This window comes from Streptosporangium sp. NPDC000563 (assembly GCF_040299985.1).
Lineage (GTDB): Bacteria > Actinomycetota > Actinomycetes > Streptosporangiales > Streptosporangiaceae > Streptosporangium.
Genome location: NZ_JBEPDA010000002.1, coordinates 446827 through 470668 on the forward strand (window position 1 = coordinate 446827; position 23842 = coordinate 470668).

At 71.6% G+C, this 23842-nt stretch carries 17 protein-coding genes and 1 pseudogene; 5 read left to right on the top strand and 13 right to left on the bottom strand.

What is annotated here, in order from left to right:
- Window positions 1-112: 112 nt before the first annotated feature.
- The 3 genes from ABT352_RS10415 to ABT352_RS10425 form a co-directional block, all read right to left on the bottom strand.
- Window positions 113-1636 carry a serine/threonine-protein kinase gene (locus tag ABT352_RS10415; protein ID WP_350944152.1) on the bottom strand — a complete coding sequence of 508 codons (1524 nt, stop codon included), beginning with the start codon at window positions 1634-1636 and terminating at the stop codon, window positions 113-115.
- Window positions 1637-1740: 104 nt separating this feature from the next.
- Window positions 1741-2388 carry a response regulator gene (locus ABT352_RS10420; protein ID WP_350944254.1) on the bottom strand — a complete coding sequence of 216 codons (648 nt, stop codon included), beginning with the start codon at window positions 2386-2388 and terminating at the stop codon, window positions 1741-1743.
- A 115-nt stretch (window positions 2389-2503) separates the two neighbouring features.
- The gene (locus ABT352_RS10425) at window positions 2504-3292 is read right to left on the bottom strand and encodes a histidine kinase (protein ID WP_350944153.1); all 789 of its coding nucleotides are present in this window, start codon (window positions 3290-3292) and stop codon (window positions 2504-2506) included.
- Window positions 3293-3457: 165 nt separating this feature from the next.
- Here ABT352_RS10425 and ABT352_RS10430 point away from each other — a divergent pair, with 165 nt between their 5' ends.
- A complete protein-coding gene (locus ABT352_RS10430; RefSeq protein WP_350944154.1) occupies window positions 3458-4465 on the top strand; it encodes a DUF418 domain-containing protein in 1008 nt (335 codons plus the stop codon).
- A gap of 135 nt (window positions 4466-4600) precedes the next feature.
- On the opposite strand, the pseudogene ABT352_RS10435 reads toward ABT352_RS10430, so the two are convergent.
- Window positions 4601-5368 (bottom strand): annotated as a pseudogene (locus ABT352_RS10435) (EamA family transporter); the annotation flags it as partial.
- A 39-nt stretch (window positions 5369-5407) separates the two neighbouring features.
- Between ABT352_RS10435 and ABT352_RS10440 the strand changes: the two are divergent.
- Complete coding sequence (locus ABT352_RS10440; protein WP_350944155.1) at window positions 5408-5938, top strand: MarR family winged helix-turn-helix transcriptional regulator; 531 nt, start codon at window positions 5408-5410, stop codon at window positions 5936-5938.
- Between the two features lie 53 nt (window positions 5939-5991).
- Here ABT352_RS10440 and ABT352_RS10445 read toward each other — a convergent pair whose 3' ends face one another.
- Window positions 5992-6573 (bottom strand): zinc ribbon domain-containing protein, encoded by a 582-nt coding sequence (locus ABT352_RS10445; protein ID WP_350944256.1) that lies wholly within the window; start codon window positions 6571-6573, stop codon window positions 5992-5994.
- Here ABT352_RS10445 and tnpA point away from each other — a divergent pair.
- Window positions 6538-6936 (top strand): IS200/IS605 family transposase, encoded by a 399-nt coding sequence (gene tnpA, locus ABT352_RS10450; protein WP_350944258.1) that lies wholly within the window; start codon window positions 6538-6540, stop codon window positions 6934-6936. The two genes, ABT352_RS10445 and tnpA, sit on opposite strands and share 36 nt — an antisense overlap.
- A gap of 228 nt (window positions 6937-7164) precedes the next feature.
- Here tnpA and ABT352_RS10455 read toward each other — a convergent pair whose 3' ends face one another.
- The 3 genes from ABT352_RS10455 to ABT352_RS10465 all read right to left on the bottom strand — a co-directional run bounded on the left by ABT352_RS10455 (window position 7165) and on the right by ABT352_RS10465 (window position 13061).
- Window positions 7165-7461, bottom strand: a complete 297-nt coding sequence (locus ABT352_RS10455) for a hypothetical protein (RefSeq protein WP_350944156.1) — start codon at window positions 7459-7461, stop codon at window positions 7165-7167.
- 245 nt (window positions 7462-7706) lie between these two features.
- Window positions 7707-11933 (bottom strand): AAA family ATPase, encoded by a 4227-nt coding sequence (locus tag ABT352_RS10460; RefSeq protein ID WP_350944157.1) that lies wholly within the window; start codon window positions 11931-11933, stop codon window positions 7707-7709.
- Window positions 11934-13061: an exonuclease SbcCD subunit D gene (locus ABT352_RS10465; RefSeq protein WP_350944158.1), complete on the bottom strand. Its 1128-nt coding sequence runs from the start codon at window positions 13059-13061 to the stop codon at window positions 11934-11936.
- Window positions 13062-13144: 83 nt separating this feature from the next.
- On the opposite strand from ABT352_RS10465, the gene ABT352_RS10470 reads away from it, so the two are divergent.
- Window positions 13145-14722, top strand: a complete 1578-nt coding sequence (locus ABT352_RS10470) for an alpha/beta hydrolase family protein (protein WP_350944159.1) — start codon at window positions 13145-13147, stop codon at window positions 14720-14722.
- Window positions 14723-14891: 169 nt separating this feature from the next.
- Here the strand turns inward: ABT352_RS10470 and ABT352_RS10475 are convergent, their stop codons facing one another.
- The 5 genes from ABT352_RS10475 to ABT352_RS10495 all read right to left on the bottom strand — a co-directional run bounded on the left by ABT352_RS10475 (window position 14892) and on the right by ABT352_RS10495 (window position 21944).
- A complete protein-coding gene (locus ABT352_RS10475) occupies window positions 14892-18203 on the bottom strand; it encodes a S8 family serine peptidase (RefSeq protein ID WP_350944161.1) in 3312 nt (1103 codons plus the stop codon).
- Between the two features lie 176 nt (window positions 18204-18379).
- Window positions 18380-19276 carry a hypothetical protein gene (locus tag ABT352_RS10480; RefSeq protein ID WP_350944162.1) on the bottom strand — a complete coding sequence of 299 codons (897 nt, stop codon included), beginning with the start codon at window positions 19274-19276 and terminating at the stop codon, window positions 18380-18382.
- Complete coding sequence (locus ABT352_RS10485; protein ID WP_350944163.1) at window positions 19273-20328, bottom strand: CU044_5270 family protein; 1056 nt, start codon at window positions 20326-20328, stop codon at window positions 19273-19275. The genes ABT352_RS10480 and ABT352_RS10485 overlap by 4 nt, the downstream gene beginning before the upstream one ends.
- Entirely contained in the window at window positions 20321-20941 is a 621-nt protein-coding gene (locus tag ABT352_RS10490) for an RNA polymerase sigma factor (protein ID WP_350944165.1), read from the bottom strand. Before ABT352_RS10490 ends, ABT352_RS10485 begins: the two co-directional genes overlap by 8 nt.
- 64 nt (window positions 20942-21005) lie before the next feature.
- Window positions 21006-21944, bottom strand: coding sequence for an alpha/beta hydrolase (locus ABT352_RS10495; protein WP_350944167.1), 939 nt, complete (start codon window positions 21942-21944; stop codon window positions 21006-21008).
- Between the two features lie 350 nt (window positions 21945-22294).
- On the opposite strand from ABT352_RS10495, the gene ABT352_RS10500 reads away from it, so the two are divergent.
- Window positions 22295-23803 (top strand): LCP family protein, encoded by a 1509-nt coding sequence (locus ABT352_RS10500; RefSeq protein ID WP_350944168.1) that lies wholly within the window; start codon window positions 22295-22297, stop codon window positions 23801-23803.
- Window positions 23804-23842: the final 39 nt, after the last annotated feature.

Sequence of the window (23842 nt, forward strand, 5' to 3'; positions counted from 1 at the left end):
CGGTGTGCACCAGGGAATCTCCGGCACGGAGCGGACGGTATGGCCTCTCTCCGGAAGGAGAACGGGCCGACGCCTTCGCCTCGTCCGCGAAACGCACGCCTGAGCGGGCCGGCTAGTTGTTCTTGCCATTCCCCTGGTTCCCCTGGTTGCTTCCTTGGCCTTTGCCGCGCTGCGCCGGATTCCGGTACTTGTTCGGGTTCGCCTTCTTCACGGCAGGTCCGGACGTGCCGGCCCTGGGAGCCCCGGTGGCCGTCCTGGGGGCGGCCTCGGTCTGTCCTGTGCGGCGAGACACGACGGTGGATTGCCGTTCGTCGAGCACCTGCCGTGTCTTCGAGGGCTCCGGGGTCTCCGTGGTCTCTGTGGTCTCCGGGGTCTTCGAGGGCCCCGGGGTACCGAAGGGTTGCGGCGTCGCGACGGAGGCGGCACCGGAGGGAGCGCCCCGCTCAGGCCCGCCTGCCCCGCTCGTCCCCGCACCGCGCCATTCGGCGGTGACGGCGGCGGCGACGATGATGCCGACGGCCAGGGCCGCGACACCCGCCGCCAGGTGCCGACGTTCGGTGTTGCGCTGACGCACCGGGGTGTGCCGGGCGTCCTCACGGGCGCGGCCCCCCGTGGAACGGCGACCGGCGTCCTCGCGAAGGTGCCGATCCGTGTGACGGTCGGCGTCCTCGCGGAGGTACTGCCCCGTGGAACGCAGGTCGGCCTCGGACCGGCCGGTGGGCCCCTGGTCGAGGGTCGGCTCCGCGACGCGAGCGGCGAGGAGAGGTGCGTCGGTGCTGCCCGCCTCCCACTCCCAGAGCGTGGCCACCTCCTCCAGCTGTGTCCTGGCACGGGCGATGTCGGTGCGCCGGGCGGGATCCTTTTCGAGCAGGCCGGTGATGACGGGCGCCAGAGGACCGGCGTTCCGGAACGGTTCGGGGTCGGCCGTCAGTACGGCGGCGAGGGTGGCGAGTGCGCTGCCTCGTCCGAACGCGGAACGGCCCTCAACGGCGGCGTACAGGGTGGCCCCGAAGGACCACAGGTCGCTTTCCTCGTTCGATTCGAGACCGGCGGCACGCTCGGGGGCGATGTAGGCGGGCGTGCCCACCACCATTCCCACACTGGTGAGCGACACATCCTCGTCGACGGCGATGGCGAGCCCGAAGTCGGTCAGGATCGCGTGCCCGTCATCGGTGAACAGGATGTTGGCGGGTTTGACGTCGCGGTGTGTGATGCCGACCTCGTGGGCGGCCTCCAGCGCCGACAGCACCTCCAGCCCGATGCGCGCGGCGGTGGGAGCGAGCAGAGGTCCCTCCTCCGCGAGGATCTCGGCGAGGTTGCGTGAGCGCACGAGCTGCATCACGATCCACAGGCAGTCGTCGTCGGCCCGCACCACGTCGTACACCGCGGCGATGTTGGGGTGGCTCAGCCGCGCGGCGAGGCGAGCCTCCCGCATGGTGCGCTCCAGCAGGACCTCGCGCTCCGGCACGGTCAGGTGGTCCGGGATCGCGACCTCCTTGACCGCGACCTCACGATCGAGCAGCTCGTCGTGGGCCTGCCACACCGTGGCCATGCCGCCTTTGCCCAGCCCTGCCACGAGGCGGTACCGCCCAGCCAGTAACCACCCCTCGTGCCGTGAGGAAGATGAAGAAGCCATGGGGCATGCCTACCCGATGATTGATCCCGCATGTCGCGGTTATCACCGCATCCGATGCCGACCGGTTATCGGATCGTCCTCCAAGGCGCCCCTGTCGATCCGTGTTATCTCGCGTCCATCAGGCGGCTCTCCCAGGCCCAGGCCACGATCTCGACCCGGTTGCGCACACCGAGCTTGACCATGATGCCCGAGACGTACCCCTTCACCGTGCTCAGCGAGATGAACAACCCGTCGGCGATCTCCTGGTTGGTGTGTCCCCTGCCGATCGCCCGGACGATCTCGGTCTCCCGCGCGGTCAGGGGCCGCGCGGGCACGCGGATCTCGGTTCGGGCTCCGCGGTCGGCGAGGTGGTGCAGCAGTCGCAGCGTGATGGACGGTGAGATGAGCGCGTCGCCGGTGTACGCGGCCCGTACGGCCTCGACCAGCAGGCGCGGGCCCGCGTCCTTCAGCACGAATCCGGCCGCGCCGTAGCGCAGTGCGCCGTGGACGTACTCGTCCAGGTCGAACGTGGTGACCATCACCACCTTGGTCGGGGCCTCCGCCAGGGTGCGGGCGACCTCGATCCCGTCGAGGCGGGGCATCTGGATGTCCACCAGGCACACGTCCGGACGCGTCCTGCGTGCCTGCTCGATCGTTTCGACACCGTCGCCGGCCTCGGCGACCACGGTGATGTCCGGCTGGTCTTCGAGAATGGTCCGCAGGCTGGCCCGGATCATCGCCTGGTCGTCGGCGAGCAGCACCCGGATGGTCATCCGCGCCCCCTGCCGGGCTCGGGCGGTGTCGTCCGACGCCGAGGTGCCCTGACGGACACGAACGGCACCGTACGGCACGTACGGCACCGACGCCCTCCGGCAGGTACGGGCGGTGTCATCGGTGCTCGCCGAGCTCGCCGAGCCGTTCGCGGCCCCCGGCCCGTTCGCGGCCCCCGGCGTCGGGAGCGGCGGCAAGAGCGGCGTCGCGCAGGAGACCGACCGCGCGACGGGTGGCAGCCAGGGCCTCCGAGCCCGCCGTTTCGATGTCGGCGAGGGAGTCGGTCGCCTTCTCCGGGTGCCTGGCGGTGACGAGCTGGGCGGCCTGGGCCTGGAGCACGATGCTGGTGACATGGTGGGCGACGACGTCGTGCAGCTCCCTGGCCAGTTCAAGGCGTTCGGCACGCCGTATCCGCTCGGCGACGGTACGCCGCCGGACGGCGAGCAGCCGCAGACCGGTCCCGGTCACCACGGCGGCGAGCCAGAGCAGACCGTTCAGCACCGGCACGGCCGAGCCCGGGTTGGCGAGAAAACCACTCGCCACCACGGCCAGACCTCCGGCGCCCACCGCGCAGGCCGCGCGGACGGGCAGTGTCCTGACCGCGGAGCCGACGAGCACCGCGAGCCCCAGGGACGCGGCGGGACTGGGTTCCGCGGGCAGGTGGACGAGGCGGGTGGCGAGGACGGCGAGCGCGGCCACGGCCAGACCGGCGACGGCGATCCACAGCGGGTCGCGGCGGCGCATCAGGGCGAGCGCGCACACCGAGGCCGCAACCACCGCGCCGAACGGCGAGTGCTCGGCGCCCCAGCTGCCGGCGACCTGGTACGCCTGGAAGGCCACGGCGACCGCGAACACGACGCCGAGCCCGGCGTCGGCCGCCGTCTTGAACCGATCGGGAACACGCACGGCGTTCAGGCTAGGCGAGGCACCCCGCCGGCCAGTACCGGCCGAAAGTACGGTCCTTTCCCTGCTTTCTGCCGATATGGGAGCGAGCTCGGGTCCGCAGGATGGGGTCCCATGCCACCCGAAACTCTTCCCCCGACGCCGGATGCCACCGGACAGGGGCACCCCATGACGACCTCCTCCGGCCGGTCGCGGGTCGTCGCGCTCGACGTGCTGCGCGGGTTCGCCCTGTGCGGAATCCTGCTCGCCAACGTCAAGCCGATCGCCCACATGATCCACACCACGGACGCCATGCGGCCGTTGGTGACGGCTGGTCAGGACGACTCCTGGCTGGGGCTGGGCCTCTTCGTCGACCAGCGCTTCTTCCCGATCTTCTCGGTGCTGTTCGGCGTCGGCTTCTCGCTGCTGCTGGACTCCGCGGGACGCCACGCCCCCCGCCCCCGGGTGCTCCTGCTGCGTCGGCTCCTGGTCCTGCTCGCCGTGGGCCTGGCGCACATGTTCCTGCTGTGGCGGGGCGACATCCTCACCGTCTACGCCGTCGTCGGCCTGGTGGTGCTGCTGCCCTCGACCTGGTCGCCGCGCCGGGCCGTCGCCGGGCTCGCCGCCGTCCTCGTCGCGACGCCGTTGATCCTGGGCGGCAACGGGGTGCCGCTGGTGCCGGGACTGTTCCTGCTGGGCTCGGCGCTGACCCGGTACGGCGTGATCGACCGGCTGGAGCGCTCGGTGCGTGTCCCGGCCGCGCTCGCCCTGCTCTTCGCGGCGGGGGCGGTGCCCGCCGTGTGGCTGCAGGTCGGGACGCGGGCCGACGAGGCGTACTTCAACACCTGGTTCGGCCTCGCCGGACTGCTGATGGCGGGCCTGTACGTGTGTGTCCTGCTGCTCGCGCTCAGGACGCCGTTCCGGCCGGTGCTGCTGGGGGTCTTCTCGCCGCTGGGCCGGATGGCGCTGACCAACTACCTGTCGGCCACGCTCCTCGTCCTGGGGGCCGCCCGCCTCGTGGGCGGCTCGCCGGACGACTGGTCATCGGCGACGGTGCTCCTGATCTCGGGAGCCGTTCTCGTCCCCCAGTGGCTGGTGTCCACGCTCTGGTTGCGCCGCTACCGCCAGGGCCCGCTGGAGTGGCTCTGGCGCTGGGCCACTTGGGCCCGGCGTCCGCCCCTGCGCCGCACCCCCTGACCGGTCCACCGGGCGCGTCCGGTGTTTCCTGCCGGCCGGGACGAACGCGGCGAGGCGTGCCGCGACGGGTTGCCCGAGAAGGATCCCGAAAAGGGCCAGCGCCAGCCCGCAGAGCTGTCGCGCGGTGAGCACCTCCGCGGCGATCACCGTGCCGAGCAGCACCCCGGTCACCGGGTTCAGCAGCCCGACGAGTCCCACCGTTCCCGCCGTCAGGTGTCGCAGTCCGGTGAACCAGGCGACGAAGGCGAGTGCCGTCGCGACGACGCTGAGATAGACGAACCAGAGGGTCTCGGGTCCGTCCAGGCTCGGCGGGGCGCCCTCCACCGCGACGGCGAAGGGCAGCAGGACGAGCCCTCCGGCGACGAGCTGCCACGAGGTCGAGGAAAGCACGTCGACCTCGCTGCTCCACCTCTTGGTCAGCACGTATCCGAACGACGACATCACCATGGCCGCGACGGACGCGAGAACGCCGAGGGGGTCGGCGGCGGTCGCACCGGTGAGCAGCATGAGGCAGACCCCCGCGATGCCGACGCCGGCTCCGGCCAGGTGCAGCACCCGCGGGCGCTCCGAGAGCAGTGACCAGGCCAGGAGCATCATCACGATGGGCGACGTCGCCATGATCGTCGAGGCGACGCTCGTCGGGAGCAGCTGGGCCGCCAGGTAGACGAGCGCGAAGAACGCGCTCATGTTGAGAGTCCCGAGGACCAGGGACTTCCACCACCACGTCCCCCGGGGAAGCCTCCTGCCGATGAGGAGGAGCAGCAGTCCCGCGGGCAGCGCCCTGATGACCGCCCCATACAGCGGATAGCCGGGCGGGAGGAACTGGTGGGTGACGAAGTAGGTCGTCCCCCACGCGATCGGCGCCATCGCCGTGACCGACGTCCAGCGGAAATTAGCTTCCATGGAAGACAATATAGCTTCCCTGGAAGCTACACTCCAGACATGAGCGAACCCCTGGACCACGTGGCCCGCATCCAGCAGGAGTGGGCCCGCGAGCGGCCGGACCTGGATGTGAGCCCGCAGGGGGTGATCGGGCGCCTGCACCGCCTCGCCGGACACCTCACCGAACAACTCTGCGTCGTCTACCGGCGCTACGGGCTCGGCGAGGGAGAGTTCGACGTCCTCGCCACCCTGCGACGCGGCGGACCGCCCTTCGAGCGCGCCCCCGGAGAGCTCGCCGCCTTCACCATGGTCACCACCGGCGCGATGACCAAACGCATCGACCGGCTCGAACGCGACGGACTGGTCACCCGCCGCCCGAGCGAGAGCGACGGCCGCGGACGGGTGGTCGCACTCACCGACGCCGGCAGGGAACTGATCGACCGGGCGTTCGCCGAGCACATGCGCAACGAACGCCGCCTCCTCGACGAGTTGGCCCCCGAGGAGGCCGCACACCTCGAATCACTGCTCACCACCTGGCTGACCCGCTTCGAGGCTCCGCTCCGGACGGACATGTCAGCTTCTCGGCCGTAAACGACCGAGCTTGCAGCTCCTCGCCGTCGATGGCTTCGACGGTCCGGTCCGCGTCAGGCAGCGTGACTCACTGCCCAGCCCATCTCACCGCGTGCGATGTTGCGGGCTGCGTTGACGTCCGCGTGCTCAGCGAAGCCGCACGACGTACACGAGAAAGAGGCTTGATCGAGCCGGTTCCTGCGGTCCACCTGCCCACATGAGGAGCACTGCTGGGAGGTGAAAGCCGGATCGACGTGGATTCGGCCCGTGCCCGGCGGGCAGAGCCCACCTTGCCCAGGTTCCCGGCCCGGAGGTTGGCGTGCAGGGTGGCGTAGGCGTCGGCGACCTTCTTGATGACGTGCTGCGCGGCCTGGGCGGCCAGCCCGTACTCGTCCTTGATCTGCGTGTAGGTGTGCTTGCGCAGGTCGTGGTTGCGAAACGTGCGCCGCTCGTGGGCCTGGCGGGAGACCTGGCAGGCGGCCGCGTTGACCGCGCGCAGGGTCGCCTCCAGCGCCGCTGCCTGCTCGGGCGTCGGCAGGAGCTTCACCAGCACCACCAGTTTCACAATCGCACACACTATCCTTCGGCCCCTGTCGCCGCAGTGAAATCCTGATCCCGATATCCGCAGGGGCCGCACCGTCGTCTACAGCCTCCATGCGCAGTTGGTCTTCACTCCCGCATACCGGCGGAAAGTGTTCACCGGCGAGATGCCGCACCGCGGTGAAGCCATCATGATCGAGGTAGGCGACAACGTCGGCGCCGTCCCGGTCGAGTTCAACGGCGAGCACGATCATGTGCACTTGCTGGTCGGCTACCTGCCCAAAGTGGCCCTGTCGGTCCTGGTCAACTCCCTCAAGGGCGTCTCGGCCCGGCTCCTGCGCGAAGAGTTCGGCCCGCACGTGCGTCGATATCTGTGGGGCGGGCATTTCTGGTCCCCGTCCTACGTCGCCGCCTCCTGCGGCGGCGCCCCACTGTCGATCATCAAGGAGTACATCGAAAGCCGGAAACGGCCGGACTGATCTGCTCACGTGAACCAGCCGTCACGGCACCGTTCGGGCCTGGAGGCCCTCCCGCGCTGTCGTTTCCTCCCGGGCGTAAACGCCCGGGGTTCCACGCCAGATTCCGCTGAAAAGCGGGGGCCCGCTCGTCGTTCGAGGTCGTTCGGACGGTGGACACGTCCAAGGTCGTCCGGACGGCGCGCATGGAGCGCGTCGACCCGCGTACGGGGCTGTCAGCCGTTGGGTCTGTCAGCCGTCCAGACGGACGGTGACGGTGACACGACCCGCTTCGTCACGTCTCGCGACCGCGTGCCCCGCACGATCGACGCCGTCCAGCTGCAGCGATATCGGCCCGCCCGCCCCCAGGAAGTTGCGCCACCACGTCTTGGCGTCGGGAAACTGAACACCGATCGTGACGGTGTCGGCCACGCGCTGGAAGGCGACGGGTGTGCTGAAGGTGCGTCCCGAGCGGCGTCCCGTATAGGTGATGACCGTGAGGCGTTCGCTGATCCGCCGGCCCCATCGAGGAGAGGAGCGCAACGTCATGACACACGAATTGAAACGGCCGATCGCCCGCTTCGGAAGCGGCGCCCGAAATACCACAGAACCTCCACATGATGAGTGTCTCTTGCCGACCATCGTAACCGGCTAAGCGGAGGGCCCATCCGTTTAGCCGGAAATGGGAAACACAGGCACCGAGACATCTCAGATGTCCTCCCTCCGACGCGCCCACAGGGGCCGCGCCGGAATCCTGCACCGACCGTCCCCGGGCCGTGTCGTCGTCGGGCGCGTCACTGACGGACCGTCGAGCCTCGGCGTTCCTTGCGGATGTGCAGCTGCGCGGGCACCCGGGTGCGCAGCTCGGCGACATGGCTGACGATGCCGACCGCACGACCGCCGTCGCGCAGGCCGTCGAGGATGTCGAGCACCCCGTCGAGGGTGTCCTCGTCCAGGGTGCCGAAGCCCTCGTCGACGAAGAGCGTGCCGATCTCCACTCCCCCGGCCTCCGCGCTCACCACGTCGGCCAGGCCGAGGGCGAGGGCGAGCGAGGTGATGAAGCTCTCGCCGCCGGAGAGGGTCGCCGGGTCGCGGCCCACGCCGGTCCAGCTGTCCAGGATGTGCAGGCCGAGCCCGCCGCCGGACCTGCTCCGGTCTCCGGCGGAGCGGTCACGGTTGTGCTCCAGGAGATAACGCCCGCCCGACATGTGGTCGAGTCGTTCGTTCGCCGACGCGACCACCTGGCCGAGGCGCTCGCCGAGCACGTAGGACGACAGCCGCATCTTCCAGCGGTTGTCGGCGGAGTTGCCGCCGGTCAGGGTGGCGAGCCGTTCCGTCAGGCGGTGCCGCTCGTCGGCCGGCTCCCAGCGTCGCAGGCATTCGGCCAGTTCGGTGCGGAGCGCGGCCAGCCGCGCGAGGCGGGCCTCGCCCCGGTCCCGTTCGGACAGCAGGCGGGCGTGGGCGGCGTCCGCCGCGTCCCGCGCGTCGCGCAAGGCCGCGAGGTCGGGTTCCGGCTCGGCCGCCGCGGCGACCAGCTCGGGGTCGGCGAGCATCGCGGCGACCGCGGCGCCCTCCTGGGCGAGCTCGCGGAGCCGGGCGGTCTTCTCCCCCCGCTCGGCGGAGGAGCGGACGGCCGCGCGGGCGTCGTCGAGCCCGAGGAAACCCACCTCGACGACGGCGCCCAGCGCCTGGTTACGGGCCGCCACGAGCTCCTCGGCGGCGACCCGCTCGTCCCTGACCGCCTCGACGGCCTCCCGCAGCAGCTCGGCCTCGTCGGCGAGCCGGTCCAGCCTGGCGACCAGCGTCGGGTCCTCGCCGCGCGCCTCGACGAGGCGCGCGGTCAGCCGCTCGGCCTCGACGGCGAGCCTTTCCGCGTTCGTCCGGCGGGAGGCCAGCCCGACGGCGAGCTCGCGTGAACGCTCCCCGAGCCGTTCGGACTCGGCGGCGACCTTCTCGACCTCGGCCGCCAGCGCCGTCTCGGCCCGCGCCGACTCGCGCAGCGCGGCCAGTGCCCGCTCCGCCCCGGTGAGCTCGTCCGCGGCGTCCCGTACGGCCAGGCCGGTCCTGTCGCTCGCCTCGCGGTGGGCGGCGGCGAGCTCGATCACGCGGGTCGCGGCGGCGAGCGCGGCGGACAGGTGCGCGATCTCCCGTGCCAGGCGGTCGCGGCGGGCCCGCACCGTGGGGTCGGCGCCCCGGGCGTCGTCCAGGCGGGCGGTGAGACGCTCGCGCTCGGTCTGCCAGCCCGCGCGGCGGGCGCGTCCCTCGGCGAGCCGCCCGGCGATCTCCGCCGCCCGGCTCCTCGCGTCCTCCAGCTCGGCGGTGATCCGCTCCACCTCGGCGGCGAGGGTCTCCTCGGTGCTCGCCGCCGAGGTCAGCGCCTCAAGCTTCCTGCCGGCCTCGGCGAGGATCTCCCCCGCTTCCTCCCCGGTCGTCTCACCCGCGACGGCGAGAGCCTCGTCGAGGCGCAGGGTCAGCGTCGTGACGGTGTTGTCCGCGGCCTGACGGCGTTCCATGGCCGCCTCGTAGGTGCTCTGGGCCACGCGCTCGTCGTCGGCGGTGGGTGCCTCGTCGGCCGGGGCGGCGGGAGCGGGGTGTTCGGGTGAGCCGCAGACCGCGCAGGGGTGGCCCGGGGTGAGCTTCGCGGCGAGTTCCGCGGCCATGCCGTCGATCCTGGACTGCCGGATGTCCAGGTGCCGGTCACGGAGCGTCTGGGCGAAGTCGGCGGCGTCCGTCCGCGCGGCGCGGGCGGACTCCAGTTCGGCGCGGAGAATCTCGCGGCGCCGTGCCGCGGCGAGCACCGCGGTGGCGGTGTCGACGCTCGCCCGCGCCGCCGGGACCCCCGCCGCTGCGGCCCTGGCCTCACCGAGCCGAGCCGACACCTCCGCCGACGCGGCGGGCAGCCTCTCCAGGATCTCGCGGACCTCGGCCTCCTGCCGAACCGTCTCCGGGAGCTCCGCGTCGAACGCGGCGATCAGCCCGTCGACCTCGGCCAGCCGGTCCTCCTCGGCCCGCAGCCCCTCCAGCGCGGCCAGTTCCCGCCCGCACTCCCTCTCCCGGACGGTGAGAACCTCACGAACCTTCCCGGGGTCGAGGTGCTCACGTATTTCCTTGAGGCCGGGAGCCTTGCGGCCCTCGTCGGGGTCGAGAGGCCCACCGGGCTCCAGGGCTTCACGGACGTCCTCGAGACCGAGGGCCTCGCCGGCCTCGTCGAGGCCCAAGGGGTCGCGAACCTCGGGAGCGAGGACGGCCAGGCCGGCGGCGAGGTCGGTGCGGGCCGCGGACAGGTCGGCGGCGAGGCGGTCGCGCTGCTCGGCCGCCCGGAGACGGGTGACGGCGGCCTCCACCGCCGACTCGGCCGCGGGGACGCGGGCCGCGTCCAGGCGTGCGGCGGTGAGGCGTTCGTCCAGTTCCCTGCGGAGGCCGGGGAGGACCTCCAGGCGGGCGTCGGTCTCCGCCTGCGCGGCGACCAGCTCGGCGATCTCGCGAACGGCCCTCTCCCGCTCCTGGACGATTCCCGCCAGGCGTGTCTCCTCCGCTCGCAGCTCGCCCAGGCGGGTGATCTCGCCCTGGCGGTCGCGTTCCAGCGCGACCAGGTGGCCGAGCACCGCGTGGCGGCGGTCCGCACCGGCATCCGTATGGTCACGGACGTCACCGCGAGCACCCGCACCCGCGTGGTCACGAGCCTCGCCGTAAGCATCGGCGCCCATGCCGGCACGGGCGCCGCCAAAAGCGCCACCGTCCGCGTGGGCGCTGGTCCCGTCGCCGTGGCCCGCACCCGCCGCATCGTCACCGTCGTGCGCGGTGCCGGTGCGGTCGCGGACGACGCCCCACCGGCCGACGGGAGCACCGAGGAGGGGAAGGGCGCGGGCGACGGCGTCGGCGGCCAGCCGGTGGGCCTTGGACGCGGCCTCGGCGCGCTGCTCGGCGCTCTGGATCAGCGGCAGCACCCGGTCGGCGGCCGCCGCCTCCTCCAGGATGATCTCCAGGTCCGCGCGTTCCTCGGCCGTCTCCTCCAGCGCCCGGCTCCGGGTCAGCGCCTCGGCGTAACGCCGTCGCCGGTCGGCCAGCGCGGCACCGCGCTCCAGGCTCTCCCGTGCCCGCCGTACGGCGCCCTCGCCCTCGGCTCCCTGCCCGTCCAGCCGCGCGGCCTCCAGGCGTGCGAGCTCCTCAAGCGCGCGGGCCCACCCCAGCGGGTTGTCCTCCACGGAGTTCGCGGAGTCCGCGGAGTCCGCGGGATTCGCGGAGTCCACAGGGTTCGTGGGGTTCGCGGGGCCCGCGAATCCCACCGGCTCCATCGACTCCGCGGGGAGCCCCGAGTCGGGGAGTGCGTCCAGCGCGGCCAGCAGGGCGGGACCCGCGGCCTCCTCCAGTCGCTTGACGGCGAAATCGACCTCCTTGCGGAGGGCCTGCTGCTCGCGGTACGCCTCGGTGCGCTGCTCGGCGAGCCAGGACTCGGCGGCGGCGTAGACCTTCACCGAGAACAGGCGCTCCAGGACCCTGCGGCGTTCCTCGCCGTCGGCGCGCAGGAACTTGGCGAAATCTCCCTGGGGCAGCATCGCGACCTGGAGGAACTGCTCGGCGTTCATGCCGAGCAGGGTGCCGACGAACTCCCCGGCCTCGTCGACCCTGGTCGTAAGCCCCACCCATTCCCCGGAGGGCGCGAGCTCCTGGAGCAGCGCCTTCTCGTTCTCCCTGGTCGTGCCGGTGCCCCTGAGCTTGGGGCGCTGCCAGGCCGGCGACCGGGTGATCTTCAGCCTGCGGCCCCGCACCGTGACCTCCAGCGCCACGCTGGGCCCACGCCCAGGGGGCGCGTGGTCGCAGCGCAGGCTCTTGGCGCTGTCGCGCCTGCCGGGCACCCTGCCGTACAGGGCGTAGCAGAGCGCGTCCAGCACGGTGGTCTTGCCCGCGCCGGTGGGGCCGTGGATCAAGAACAGCCCCGCCTCGGCGAGGGCGTCGAAGTCGACCTGCTCCTCACCGGGAAAGGAGCCGAAAGCGGTGATCCACAGACGGTGCGGGCGCATCTACGCCTTCGCCTCCTTCATACGGGAGAACTCCACGGCCTCCCGCAGCAGCCGGGTCTCAGCGGGGTCGGCGGCCTCGCCGCGCACCTCGCGGACGAAGTCGAGGGCGACGTCGATCTCGGGGCGCCCGGCCGCCCTGGCGCGGGTCACGGTCTCCTCGCCCCCGCCCTCGGGCTCGAAGGACAGGGCGAGTGTGTGCGGGAAGCGGGCCCTGAGCCGCTCCATCGCGCCCTTGGGCCTGATCCGGTCGACGAGCGTCACCTGGAGCCAGTGCTCCTCGTGACGGGCGTGCTCGGGAGCGGTCAGCAGGTCGTCGATGCGGCCGGTGAGGCGGCTGACCGGCCTGGGCACCGGGGCCTCGACGAACTCGGCGCCCTCGTACCCGCCGGGACCGATGTCGACCACCCAGGAGCCCTTCGTCTGACCGGCCTCGGAGAAGGAGTAGGCGATCGGGGAGCCGGAGTAGCGGGCGGTCTCGCTCATCCGCTGGCGGCCGTGCAGGTGGCCGAGCGCCACGTAGTCGACGCCGTCGAAGGCGCGCACCGGGACGTGCGCGACGCCTCCCACGCTGATGTCGCGCTCGCTGTCGCTGCCCCGCCCTCCGGTCACGAACGCGTGGGCGAGGACCACCGACCGGGGGCCGCGCCGGGCGAGGTCGGCGCGGACCAGGGACATCGCGTGCTCGATCGCGGCGGTGTGGGTGCGCTCGGACAGCTCCCAGGGGGCGCGTACCAGCTCGGGCTCCAGGTAGGGGATGCCGTAGAAGGCGACGTCGTCGACGACGACCGGCTCGCCGACCCGCCCCGGATCGGTGCGCAGGTGGACGCCCGCCGCGTCGATGAGGTCGGCGCCGAAGCCGAGGCGGCGGGCCGAGTCGTGGTTGCCGCTGATCAGCACGGTGCGCACGCGGGCGTCGACCAGCCGTCGCAGCGCCTGGTTGCACAGATCGACCGCGTCGACCGAGGGAAGCGCCCGGTCGTAGACGTCACCGGCGACCGCGACCACGTCGATCCGCTCCGACCTGACCGTCTCGATCAGGTGGTCGACGAAGACGCCCTGGGCCGCCAGGAGGCTCTCCCGGTGGAACGATCGGCCCAGGTGCCAGTCCGATGTGTGCAACACCCGCATGTCGCACGAAGCTAACAGGACTCAGCGACAAATGTGGCCACTCACGTCACGCCGATCCCCCGCTCTGTTCGGGGATGGCGGCGATGAGTACGCTTGAAGATCGGAAGGAACGATACCGGAGCCAACGACGAGCACGGAGGCGGATCGCCATCGGGGATCGCGGTGACATCCAGGTGGGCCGTGGCGTCCTGAGCGTCGCGTCCGGGCTGATCCTGGTGATTCTCGCGACGGTGGGCTACACGCTGCCGCCGCCGTTCGACCCGACTCCCCTGCACGCCGATCCGGTCTTCCAGACCCTTCCCCCCCAGCCGCCCGCAGAGCTCCGGCCGGTCGCCGCGAACCGGCAGATCACCACGCAGGACATCACCGTCACGGCCGAGGACGGTACGCCACTGGGTGCGACGATCCGCGCGCCGGTCGCCCCCGGACGGCACCCGGCGCTGGTCTTCGTGCAGGGCGCGGGCCCCGGGGTCAGGGGCGAGTTCACGACCCAGGCCGAGTGGCTGGCCAGGTCCGGGATCGTCACCCTCGTCTACGACAAGCGGACCGTGGGCTACGACTTCCTCAAGCGCGACTTCGGCCTCCTCGCCCGCGACGCCCTGCGCGTGCTGAAGGAGCTGCGCTCACGCGAGGACGTCGACCCGGCCAGGGTGGGACTCTGGGGGGTGAGCGAGGGCAGCTGGGTGGTGCCCATCGCGGCCAACGAGAGCACCGCCGTCGGGTTCACCGTGCTGGTGTCGGCCCCCAACGTCTCCCCCATGCGGCAGGTGACGTGGGCGCTGGGCGAGCAGCTCCAGCGGCTGTACGCGCCCAGCGGCGTGCGCGAGCTGCTCATCCGCGCGATCGGCGCCGTCGACGCGGACTTCCTGCGCTACGACGGCCTGCCCGCGCTGCGCGAGATGCGGCAGCCGGTCCTGGCCCTGTACGGCACGCGCGATCCCTCGATCCCGTTCGTGGAGAGCAGCAAGGCGTTGACCGACGCCCTCACCGAGGGCGGCAACGACGACTACACGATCCGCTACCTCGACCGCGCCGACCACGGCATGCGCTTCCACGGCGGTCCCCTCGTCCCCGACTACCTGCGGACGCTGTCCAACTGGGTGACGGGCCTGCCGGACACGGCCAAGCCCTCGGTGCACATCGCCGGCGCCACACCGGTCCAGCGCCTGGAGGCGAGCGACGTTCCCGCCGCCCCCTGGTACGCCGGGGGCACGATGATCGGCCTGACGCTCTGCCTGGCCGTGGTCGGCTACGTGGTCGGGCCGGTCGCGGAGATGGCGGCGCGACTGCGGGGTCGCGCCACCGCGGCGCAGGCCGACGTCCTGATCTGGCCGCCGATCCGGCGGCGGTTCCGCCGGATGGCGTGGACCGGGGTCGGGCTGCTCGTCTCGGTGGTGGCGTTCATCACGCTGCTCGTGCTGTTCTCGGTCAACCAGGCCGGGGCGTGGCCCGCGGTGCTCGCCGGGTGGCTGGTCATCAGGATCCTGGCGCTGCTGATGCTGCTGCAGGAGGTCACGGGCGTGGCGGCCGTCGTGTCGGGACTGCGCGAGGGCTGGCAGCCCTCGCGCCCGCAGAGCTTCGCGGTCGCCGGGGTGCTGGGCGGCACCGGCCTGCTGCTGGTGGCCGCCGCCTACTACGGCCTGTTCTCCTTCCCCTGGTAGGGCTCACCGTTGGACCGGGAATCGCCGTCCGGGGACAGTCCGGGGACAGTCCGGGGACAGTCCGGGGACAGTCCGGGGACAGTCCGGGGACAGTCCGGGGACAGTCCGGGGACATCGTCACGGAGGAAAAAGCTCGGCCCGGCATCGGCCGGGCCGAGCGTGGATGCGCCTACGGCCGCTTCGCCGGAGAGATCCGGTAGGCGCGGATGACGGTCTGCTCGACGGTGTTGCCCGCGGTGTCGGTGGACGTGGCCCGCAGGGACGCGAAGCCCCCGGCGGCGGGGTGCCGCAGGGTCACCGCGCCGTTGTGGACCTTCGCCCGGCTCCAGGTGGCGCCGTCGTCGTAGGAGACCTCTACGGCGAGGTCACGGGGCTTGCCCGCGCCGGAGCCCGCCTGCTGCCGTACGATGACCGGCACGCTGTAGGTCCGGCCGCCCGGTGCGCTGTTGTGCGCGTCCAGCGCGGGAGAGAACCCGACGACGGAGATCGGCAGGGGCAGCGGGCTCTCACCTCCGACGTGTTGCGAGCGGAAGGTCCAGGCGGTGGAGGTGCGGGTGGACAGGGTGGCCGGGGCGCCCCGCTCGGACTCCATGACCAGCCGGTAGTCCGCCGCGCCTGCCGGGACGGTGAACTCGCCCCACGTCGAGGGCTCCTCACCGACCAGGACGCCGTCGCGGTAGAGGGCGATGCGCGCCTTGGTGGTCGCCGCCCGACCGGCCCGGCCGGCCCCGTCGCCGTACGGCGGCACGGCCGCCCAGATCAGGTCACCGGTACGGGACATGCCCGCGGATCCATCGCCCACCGGAGGCAGGGTGGGGCCGAAGACGCCCCGGTTCCACGACTCCCGGTAGGTGCGGCCGGGGGTGTAGCCGGTGAACGGCGACTCGAACCGGGTCTCCTCCCCTTCTGGACCGTACTCGGCGAAGTAACGTATCCAGCGAGCCCCCGCGTCGGTGTTGACGTGGTGCGTGGAAATCGACGGTGTCGCGATCCTGACGTCCATCAGGTAGACGTTAAGACTTATCCCGGCCGGCCGGGCGCCGCTGGCGGCCCTGCCGTAGACGCCGGTCAGGTGGGCGGCGTAGTCGGTGTGAAGGGTGGCGAGCTCACTCCTGGCGACATCGCGCCGGAACCCGGTGACCATTCCGCCCCTGTGGAACCACGCGAGACCGTAGGTGCGGGGACTGTTGTCGGTGCTGCCGCCGGCGTCCGCCTGTGCCCACAGACCGGTGACTCTGGTGATCGCTCCGTCGTAGGTCCGGGCGGGTCCGAGTTGCGCTGTCGCCATGTTCTCGAACCGGTCGCTCATGTAGGTCCTGCTCGCCATCCACCCGGTAACGGGAGCCGCGTAGGTCACCTGTGCCGCGAGCTGCACGGCGGCCGCGTTCGGCACGGTGGCCGAGAGCGGCCGGCCCAGCCGGGCGTCCAACTCCACGGTCTGGTCCCCGGTCAGGTCCAGACCCGGGTGAATCAGATGGGTGACGTGGCTGTTCCCCTGGCTCCTGTCGAGAAGGCTGCTCGACAGAAGCCACCTGCCCCTCGGCAGCCGCAAGGTGACGGTCTCCCCACCTTCCTCAAGGAAGATCAGTTCCCGGGTCGGGTCGTCGACACTTTCGAGGACGGTGAAGTAGGAGGCGGTCGGCCTGCCGTCGCGAGCGGTGTGCCGCAGGGTGAGGTCGTAGCTCTCGACCTCGTTCTCCACCGCGAGCGGGGTGCTGATCCGCAGGTCGTCGTCGCCGGTGGCGACGAGGTGGCCGCCGACGCCGCCTTCAGGGGTCCGGGTGCCGGTGGTGGCGGTGACCGAGACGTCGGCCTGACCGCCCGCGGGCACCGTGACGGTCGCCGGGCTCACCGTGAACACGCCGTGCCCGTCCTGCCCTTCGACGGACAGCGCGAGGTTCACCGGCGAGATGCCCGGGTTGTGGTAGGTGACCTTTCCGGTGATCGGCGTGTCATCCCCGTGTGGCCATTTCTGCAGGCCGAAACTCACCCCGCCGGGTTCGGCGGTCACCGACATCGTCGTGGCCCGCGCCACGTCGACCCGGCCGGCGCCCTGCTCGAAGATCCCCAGCGCCGGGTTGGGGCGTGCCGAACCCATCAGCACCGCCTTCAGCGTCCCAGGCGTCCAGTCGGGGTGCTGACCTGCCAGGATCGCCGCGGCGCCCGCCACGTGCGGGGTGGCCATCGAGGTGCCCGACATGACGGTGTAGGAGCCGCTGCCCGGTGAATCCTTGGAGCGTGCGGCGGTGATGTCCACCCCCGGCGCGGTGATCTCCGGCTTGAGCGCGGAGTCACCGACGCGCGGACCCCGGCTGGAGAACTCCGCCAGTGCCTCGGCCCCGGTGACGGCGCCGACGGCCAGGGCCGCGTCCGCGCTGGCCGGCGAGCCCACCGACCGCTCGGCGCCGTCGTTGCCCGCGGCGACCACGAAGAGCGTTCCGTAGCGTTCGGTCACCTCGGCCACCGCCAGCTCCAGCGGGTCGGTCTCGGGGGTGTCGGAGCCGCCCAGGCTCAGGTTCGCCACCTTGGCGCCCTGCTCACCGGCCCACTGCATGCCCGCCAGGATCGCCGACTCCTCACACCAGACCCCCTCGCAGACCCGGCCGTTGAGGATCTGCGCGCCGGGGGCGACTCCCCTGTACCTGCCGTGGGAGGCGGCGCCGCTGCCGGCGATGGTGGAGGCCACGTGGGTGCCGTGTCCGACCGGGTCACCGGTGCCGGGCTCGGTGGTGAAGTTCGCCTGCGCGCCCATCCGGTCTGCCAGGTCGGGGTGGGTGGCGTCCACTCCGGTGTCCAGCACCGCCACCTTCACACCGGTGCCGGTGTGGCCCTTCTCCCAGGCGGCGGGCGCGCCGATCTGCGCGACGCTGGTGTCCAGCGACAGCTTGCGCAGCCCGTCCAGCCATATCTTCGGCTTCGTCGCGCCGCCGGAGCGGGCGCGGGCGCCACTCACCACGTCGTCCCAGAACCGGGCGCGCTCCTTTCTCGGCGTCCGTACGGCCACCCCGTCCACGGCGGCCAGGTCGCGTGTCACCTTCGCGCCGCTCGCGGACATCTCGGTGCGCAGCGCGTTCCGCGCCCCCGCCCCCCGGCCGGTCACGATGAGCGGCAGGTCGTCCCTGCGGTCGTCGTAGCCGAACTCGGTGAGCGCGCTCACGTCGAACAGCCGGGGATCCAGGCGGCCCTCGCGCAGCGGCGCGAACGCGTCACTGGGGAAGACCCTCAGTCGCCCGTCGCGCTCGTCGGTGGTGAAGGAGATGCCCTCCCGGCCCTCACCCCGTTCCACCAGGACTGCTCCAGAGCCGGTCACCGTCACCCGGTCACCGGTGATCAGCGTGACGGTGACCGGCGCGGCGGCCGCCGGGGAGGTCCGGCTCACCGGCGCGGGTCCACTCGCGGCCCCCGCCGCCGATGGTCCCGCCGATCCCACCGCCAGCATTCCCGCGACCAGCAGGCTCGTCGTTCTTCGTACGGTTCTCACGTCTTCCCTTCACTGGATGATTCGATGCGCGTTCTTCCACCGGCAGGAAGCCCTCTTCCGCCGAATGGTGGTGTTCGCGTGCCTGTCTCCCCGCGACGCGTTCCCGGGGTCGCGTGGGCCCCGGGACCGCGAAGGCCCCTTCTGGGGAGATAGCGGTCGGCGTACGGAACGCGAGGTCAGCCGGCGGCCGGGATGGCGGGCTTGTCGTCGGTCCAGCCGACCCTGTAGTAGTCGACCCGGCTCTTGCCCTTGTCAGAGGAGTCGACGTAGTGGGCGAGCAGCGTCATCGTGGCGGTGTCCACGACGAACCGCTCCTCCAGCGACCAGCCCTTCTGGTATTTCTGGGCGAGGGGCGGCAGGGCGAGCTTCTGCCCGGAGCGGTTCAGCGGGTCCTTGGCCCGGCCGAGGTCCTTGACACCCTTGGTGGTCTTCAACACCTGGTAGGCGGCGGACCTGACCTTGAGCGGCACCGGGTTCCTGTAGAGCAGATCGATCGCGTACTCGGCCACGTACCGATCCAGGTTGTTCAGCCAGTTGTCGATCGTGGAGTTCGGAGAGGTGGTCTTGGCCTCCTCGGCGGACTTGTCGATCCAGGCCCGCACGTCCTTGACCATGTACGCCCGCAGAGCGGCGGGATCGGTGGGCAGCGACTGGAGCTGCCGGTAGGTGACGAACCGACTCTCGCGCAGCATGAAGCCGCCGGGCCACTTCGGCGTCTTCTTCACGTACCCCTCGCCGGGCTTGGTGGACAGGGAGATCTTCATGCCCTCCGTGCGATAGGTCCACGAGGTCGGCGACCCGTCGGCCTTCCAGGCCGCCCTGTCCTTCTCGCTCTTGGGCCGGGCGCCCAGCTCGCGGTAGGCGCCCCAGAGCTTGCCGTCGGGCGTCTGCCAGTCGACGCTGACCGATCGTTCCGTAACGGTGTAGCCACTGCCGACCGGACGCGGGTGGTCCCTGGTCCCCACCACCTCGACGCGCCAGTAGTCGGCCTCGGGCGGTGTGGCGGCCGCCGCGGGAACGGCGAGCAGACCGGTGAGCAGCAGTCCGGCCAGTACGGTCATCGGATATCTCATCTCTTCTCCTTCAGTGGGTTGTCATCGGCCCAGCGGTTCTCCCTGACGGCGGTGAAATTCAGGAGCATGCCGTCGGCCACGGAGCGGGTCTCGAGGGAAAGGGGTGCTCCGCTGTCCGGATCGACCACCAGCCGCGTCCGCGTCTCCCCGGCGTACGGTCTGGTGGGGAACTCTCCTGAGCGGTACTCGACCGCCTGCCCGGTGCGGCCCAGCACGTCGGTCACCTGTCCGACGGCGTCGGTCTCGGGCATCGAGGCCAGCAGCCGGTAGGCGGCGGCCCTGGTCCCGCTCGTCACCGGCGCGAAGAAGAGCAGGCGGACGACGTTGTCGACGGTCGACCGCTCGTCGGTGCCCTTGAGAAGCTCCCGCAGGTCCTCGGGGGTGCCGGGCAGTTGCTCCAGCTTGGTCAGCGGTCGGCCCGCCATCACGACACGGAAGTCCCAGTCCTCGCTCGAAAACGTGTCCGGCTTCCCCCGCGCCGCCCGTACGACGCCCGGCGGCTCGTCGAACGACAGCATCCCCGGGGTGTTTCCCTCGTAGGTCCACGAGGTCGGCGCTCCGTCCGCGCGCCAGGCCTCCTCGTCCCGGGGCGTCGCGGGCTTGACTCCAAGACGTGTCCAGCGATACCAGGTCCTCGCCTCCGGGTCGGCGGGGATCCAGCTCTCCTCCAACCGGGTCTGCCGCAGCGTGTAGCCACCGCCGGGGGAACGGAACTCCTCGCCGCTGACCAGGGTGCTTCCCCACCACGCGCCGTCGTCGGGCATGGAGGCCACCGAGGTCGCGGCGGCCAGCAGGAACCGCTTGCCGTCCTGCGCGGCGATCACGCCACGCGTGGCGGGCGGGCTCGGCGGCGCCGCCGAGGTGACGACCAGGGTCGCCGCCGCCGCGCCGGCCAGTCCGAGTCCTAGCGCGCTCCACCAGGCGGCCCGCAGGGGTCGCCGTACCCGTTTCGTGGCGAACGCGTCGTTCAGCCGTTCGCGTCCCGCCCGTTCCGCCTCGGGCGACAGCGACGGCACGGGCAACAGCTCCCGCACCGCCTGGTAGTCATCCACTGGAACCTCCATGCAAGGGGTTGACGCCGCCCAGGGCGGCACGGAGCCTCTTACGCACCCGCGACAGCCGGGATCCGACGGTGCCGTACGGGATGCCGAGCGCCTTGGACACCTCTTCGTGGCTCAGTTCGCCCAGCGCGCTCAGCATCAGCACGTCCCGGTCGCCGTCGGGCAGCGCCAGCAGCTCCCCGGCGAGGCGCCCCTGGGCGTTCAGCGCGTCGACGCGGGTCGCCACGCGCTCCTCGTGGCCGTGCTCCGCACTGGGCTGTGCCGCGGCACTGCGCCGTAGCGCCGCGAGCCTCCGGGTCTCGGTACGGCGGTGCAGCCCGATCAGGTTGGTGGCGATGCCGTACAGCCAGGGACGTACCTCGCCGCGCTCGGGGTCGAACCGATCGCGCTTCCTGAACGCCGTGAGAAACACCTCGGCGGCGAGGTCGTCGGCGGCCTGCTGGTCGAGTCGCCTGCCCAGGTAGCCGTGGATCTCGCGGAAATGCCGGTCGTAGATCTCACCGAACCGTTCTGGACTACGGAGCGACAGCTCAAGCAGGGCCGCGTCGCTGATCTCCCCCGGCGGATCGGCTCGGCCGACCGGACGTGTCACTTTGGCAGTCACGCCTTCTACTCAACCGATGGGACATTTCGCTTTCACGCCCCTTCTCACCGACGAGCAGACCTGCCTAGAGGCAGCCGTCGAGCCAGCGGTCCATCTCGGCGAGGACGCGCCTGCGGACCGGTTCGGGTGACAGCACCAGGTCGTGTATCCCGCCCCGCACCCGGACGCACGTCACGTGTGACCCGATGCTGGTCGACCAGCGGGCGATCTGGCCGGGGTCGAGCACGACGTCCGCCTCCTGGGCCTCGGGCATGAAGGCGCGCAGCCGCAGGCCCTTCTCCGCGCAGAGCACCAGCACCGGCACGTCCACCCGGAGGCCGTCGTGCAGCCTGCGCTGCGCCCGGCGGATCGCCCCCAGCCAGGCCGCGTGCACCGGGAACCCTCCGATGGGCTTCCACTCAAGGTCGAAGTCCCACTCGCCGTGGTGGCTGCGGTGCAGGCTCGTACCGTACGCGGTGGCGGCCACCAGGGGCAGGACGGCGCGGGCGGGCAGTCTGGACAGTTGTCTTCGCAGCAGGTCGGCGGCGATCCGCACGGGAAGGGGGACGTTGAGGTCGAGGAAGGGACTGTTGAGCACCAGCGCCTGGACGAGGCCCCGGCCGCGGACGCGGTCGGCCCAGAGCGGGGCGATCAGGCCGCCGGTGGAGTGGGCGTTGAGGACGACGCGGTCGTGCCCGTCGCGCTCGCGGATGACGCGTACCGCCTCGTCGATCTCCGGGAAGTACTCGGTGACGCTGCGCACGAACCCGCGGGTCTGGTGCGGCAGCAACGAGCGGCCGTACTTGCGCAGGTCGAGGCCGTAGAAGTCGAAGCCCCTCGCGACGAAGTGGTCGGCCAGGTGGGTCTGGAAGAAGTAGTCGGTGAAGCCGTGCACGTAGAGCACGGCGCCCCGGGCGGGCTCGGGAGCCCGTCGCCGCACCAGTGAGGCCACCACCGTGCCCTCGTCGTCGTCGGCCATCGGCAGGACCGTGAGCTCGTAGTCGGGACCGAGAACGTCGGGCATGACGGTCAGGGTAGTTCGTGCGAATCATCCGGCCGCATCGGGACCTCCCGAAGGGCTTCGGGGCCTCACGCGGGAAGAGGACCAGGGTGATTCGTCCGGGAAGGCGGTGGTGTTCTCGGCGGCGTCGAGCGCGCGTGAGAGGTCGAGGGTCGCCGGGGATCATCGGGGATCACTGCGGCGGCGCCGTTTTTCGATCTCCGCGAAACCCTGATCGAACCCGATTGCAGTAGAAATGATGAGATATAGGCGTATTAGCTTCCCGGTTTGTTCACCCGTTTGTCGCCCGCGGCCTGGTTTCGCCCCCCTACCATCTCCCCTGCGGCGGTCAAGCGCGAGGAAACGGGGAGCAATTGCGGGACAGATCAAAGCCGCCCGGCGTCGGTGCGGTCATCGGCTGGACGGCACTGGCCGCCGTCGCCCCGGGCGCCGCGCATCTGCGTGCCGGATGGCGCAGGACGGGACTGGCGATCCTGTGCGCGTACGCGGCGCTGTTGCTGGCCCTGCTCTGGGTCGCGCTCACCTCCGACCTCGCCGACCTCGCCGGGCAGCTGGTCGCCTCCTCCTGGCTGACCGTCGTCACAGTGGCCTCCCTCGCGCTCGGCGTCGCCTGGTTCACGCTGATCGTGCACTCGTTCGTGGTGATGAACCCCGGCACGCTGCCCAGTACGGGACAGGCGATCGCCGGAGGCGTGGCGGGGACGCTCGCGGTGGCCGTACTCCTGCCGTTCGGCCTGGTCGGGCAGTACGCGGCGGTCTCGCAGTCGGCACTGGACGACGTCTTCAACGCCCCGTCCACACCGCGTCCCGCGAGCGACGGGGACGGCCGCGAGGAGGACCCCTGGGCGGGCCGCGACCGGGTGAACATCCTGCTGCTCGGAGGCGACGCCGACACCCACCGGGTGGGCGTGCGGACCGACAGCATCAACGTGGCCAGCATCGACGTCAAGTCCGGCAACACCGTGCTGCTCAGCCTGCCGCGCAACCTGGAGAACGTCCGCTTCGTCCCCGGCTCCCCCATGGCGAAACGCTTTCCCGACGGGTTCCGGCTCCCGGCCAACCCCGACGGCTCGCGCGAGGACCTGCTCTTCGCGGTCTGGGAGTACGCCGACTCGCATCCGGAGATCTTCGGGGGCCGTAAGAACCAGGGCACCAAGACGCTCGTCGACACGGTCGGCTACACGCTCGGGCTGAAGATCGACTGGTACGCCCTGGTCAACATGTGGGGGTTCGCCCGGCTGATCGACGCGATCGGAGGCGTGACGCTCACCGTTCCCCAGGACGTGGTCTTCGGCAAGTACGACGAGGGCCTGGTCAAGGCCGGAACCCGCAAACTGCGCGGCGCCGACGCGATGTGGTTCGCCCGCTCGCGCACCAACAGCGACGACTACACCCGGATGGGACGCCAGCGCTGCGTGCTGGGCGCGCTGCTCTCCCAGTCGGACCCGGCGACCGTACTGTCCAGGTTCAACCAGGTCGCGCTCGCCACCAAGGAACTGCTGCGGACCGACATCCCGCGCCCGATGCTGGAGCACCTCGTGCCGCTGGCGCTGAAGGTCAAGAACGCGAAGGTGACCAGCGTCCAGTTCGTCCCACCGCTGATCAACACCGGCTACCCCGACTGGACCAAGATCCGTACGGTCACCGCCAAGGCTCTGCGCGCCTCGGTCGTCACCCGGCGCCCTCTCACCGCCACCGCGGCCCCCGGCGCCACCCCGAAGGCCACCACCGAGCGAGGGCCCACCCGCACCCCCCAGGCTGCGGCTGAGCAAGGGCCCATCCGCACGCCCCTCCCGGGAACGAGCGCCACGGCGAAACCGGACCCGACCACTCCCAAGGGCATCACCGAAGGCTGCGGCTGAGCGAGGGCCACCCGTCTCAGGACGACGGCTCTCCTGGCG

What these genes read in the sequence shown, in the direction of transcription:
- ABT352_RS10415 (WP_350944152.1), bottom strand. Translation starts at nt 1,636, where the DNA reads ATGGCTTCTTCATCTTCCTCACGGCACGAGGGGTGGTTACTGGCTGGG.
- ABT352_RS10420 (WP_350944254.1), bottom strand. Translation starts at nt 2,388, where the DNA reads ATGACCATCCGGGTGCTGCTCGCCGACGACCAGGCGATGATCCGGGCC.
- ABT352_RS10430 (WP_350944154.1), top strand. Translation starts at nt 3,458, where the DNA reads ATGACGACCTCCTCCGGCCGGTCGCGGGTCGTCGCGCTCGACGTGCTG.
- ABT352_RS10440 (WP_350944155.1), top strand. Translation starts at nt 5,408, where the DNA reads ATGAGCGAACCCCTGGACCACGTGGCCCGCATCCAGCAGGAGTGGGCC.
- ABT352_RS10445 (WP_350944256.1), bottom strand. Translation starts at nt 6,573, where the DNA reads ATGGAGGCTGTAGACGACGGTGCGGCCCCTGCGGATATCGGGATCAGG.
- ABT352_RS10455 (WP_350944156.1), bottom strand. Translation starts at nt 7,461, where the DNA reads ATGACGTTGCGCTCCTCTCCTCGATGGGGCCGGCGGATCAGCGAACGC.
- ABT352_RS10460 (WP_350944157.1), bottom strand. Translation starts at nt 11,933, where the DNA reads ATGCGCCCGCACCGTCTGTGGATCACCGCTTTCGGCTCCTTTCCCGGT.
- ABT352_RS10465 (WP_350944158.1), bottom strand. Translation starts at nt 13,061, where the DNA reads ATGCGGGTGTTGCACACATCGGACTGGCACCTGGGCCGATCGTTCCAC.
- ABT352_RS10470 (WP_350944159.1), top strand. Translation starts at nt 13,145, where the DNA reads ATGAGTACGCTTGAAGATCGGAAGGAACGATACCGGAGCCAACGACGA.
- ABT352_RS10480 (WP_350944162.1), bottom strand. Translation starts at nt 19,276, where the DNA reads ATGAGATATCCGATGACCGTACTGGCCGGACTGCTGCTCACCGGTCTG.
- ABT352_RS10495 (WP_350944167.1), bottom strand. Translation starts at nt 21,944, where the DNA reads ATGCCCGACGTTCTCGGTCCCGACTACGAGCTCACGGTCCTGCCGATG.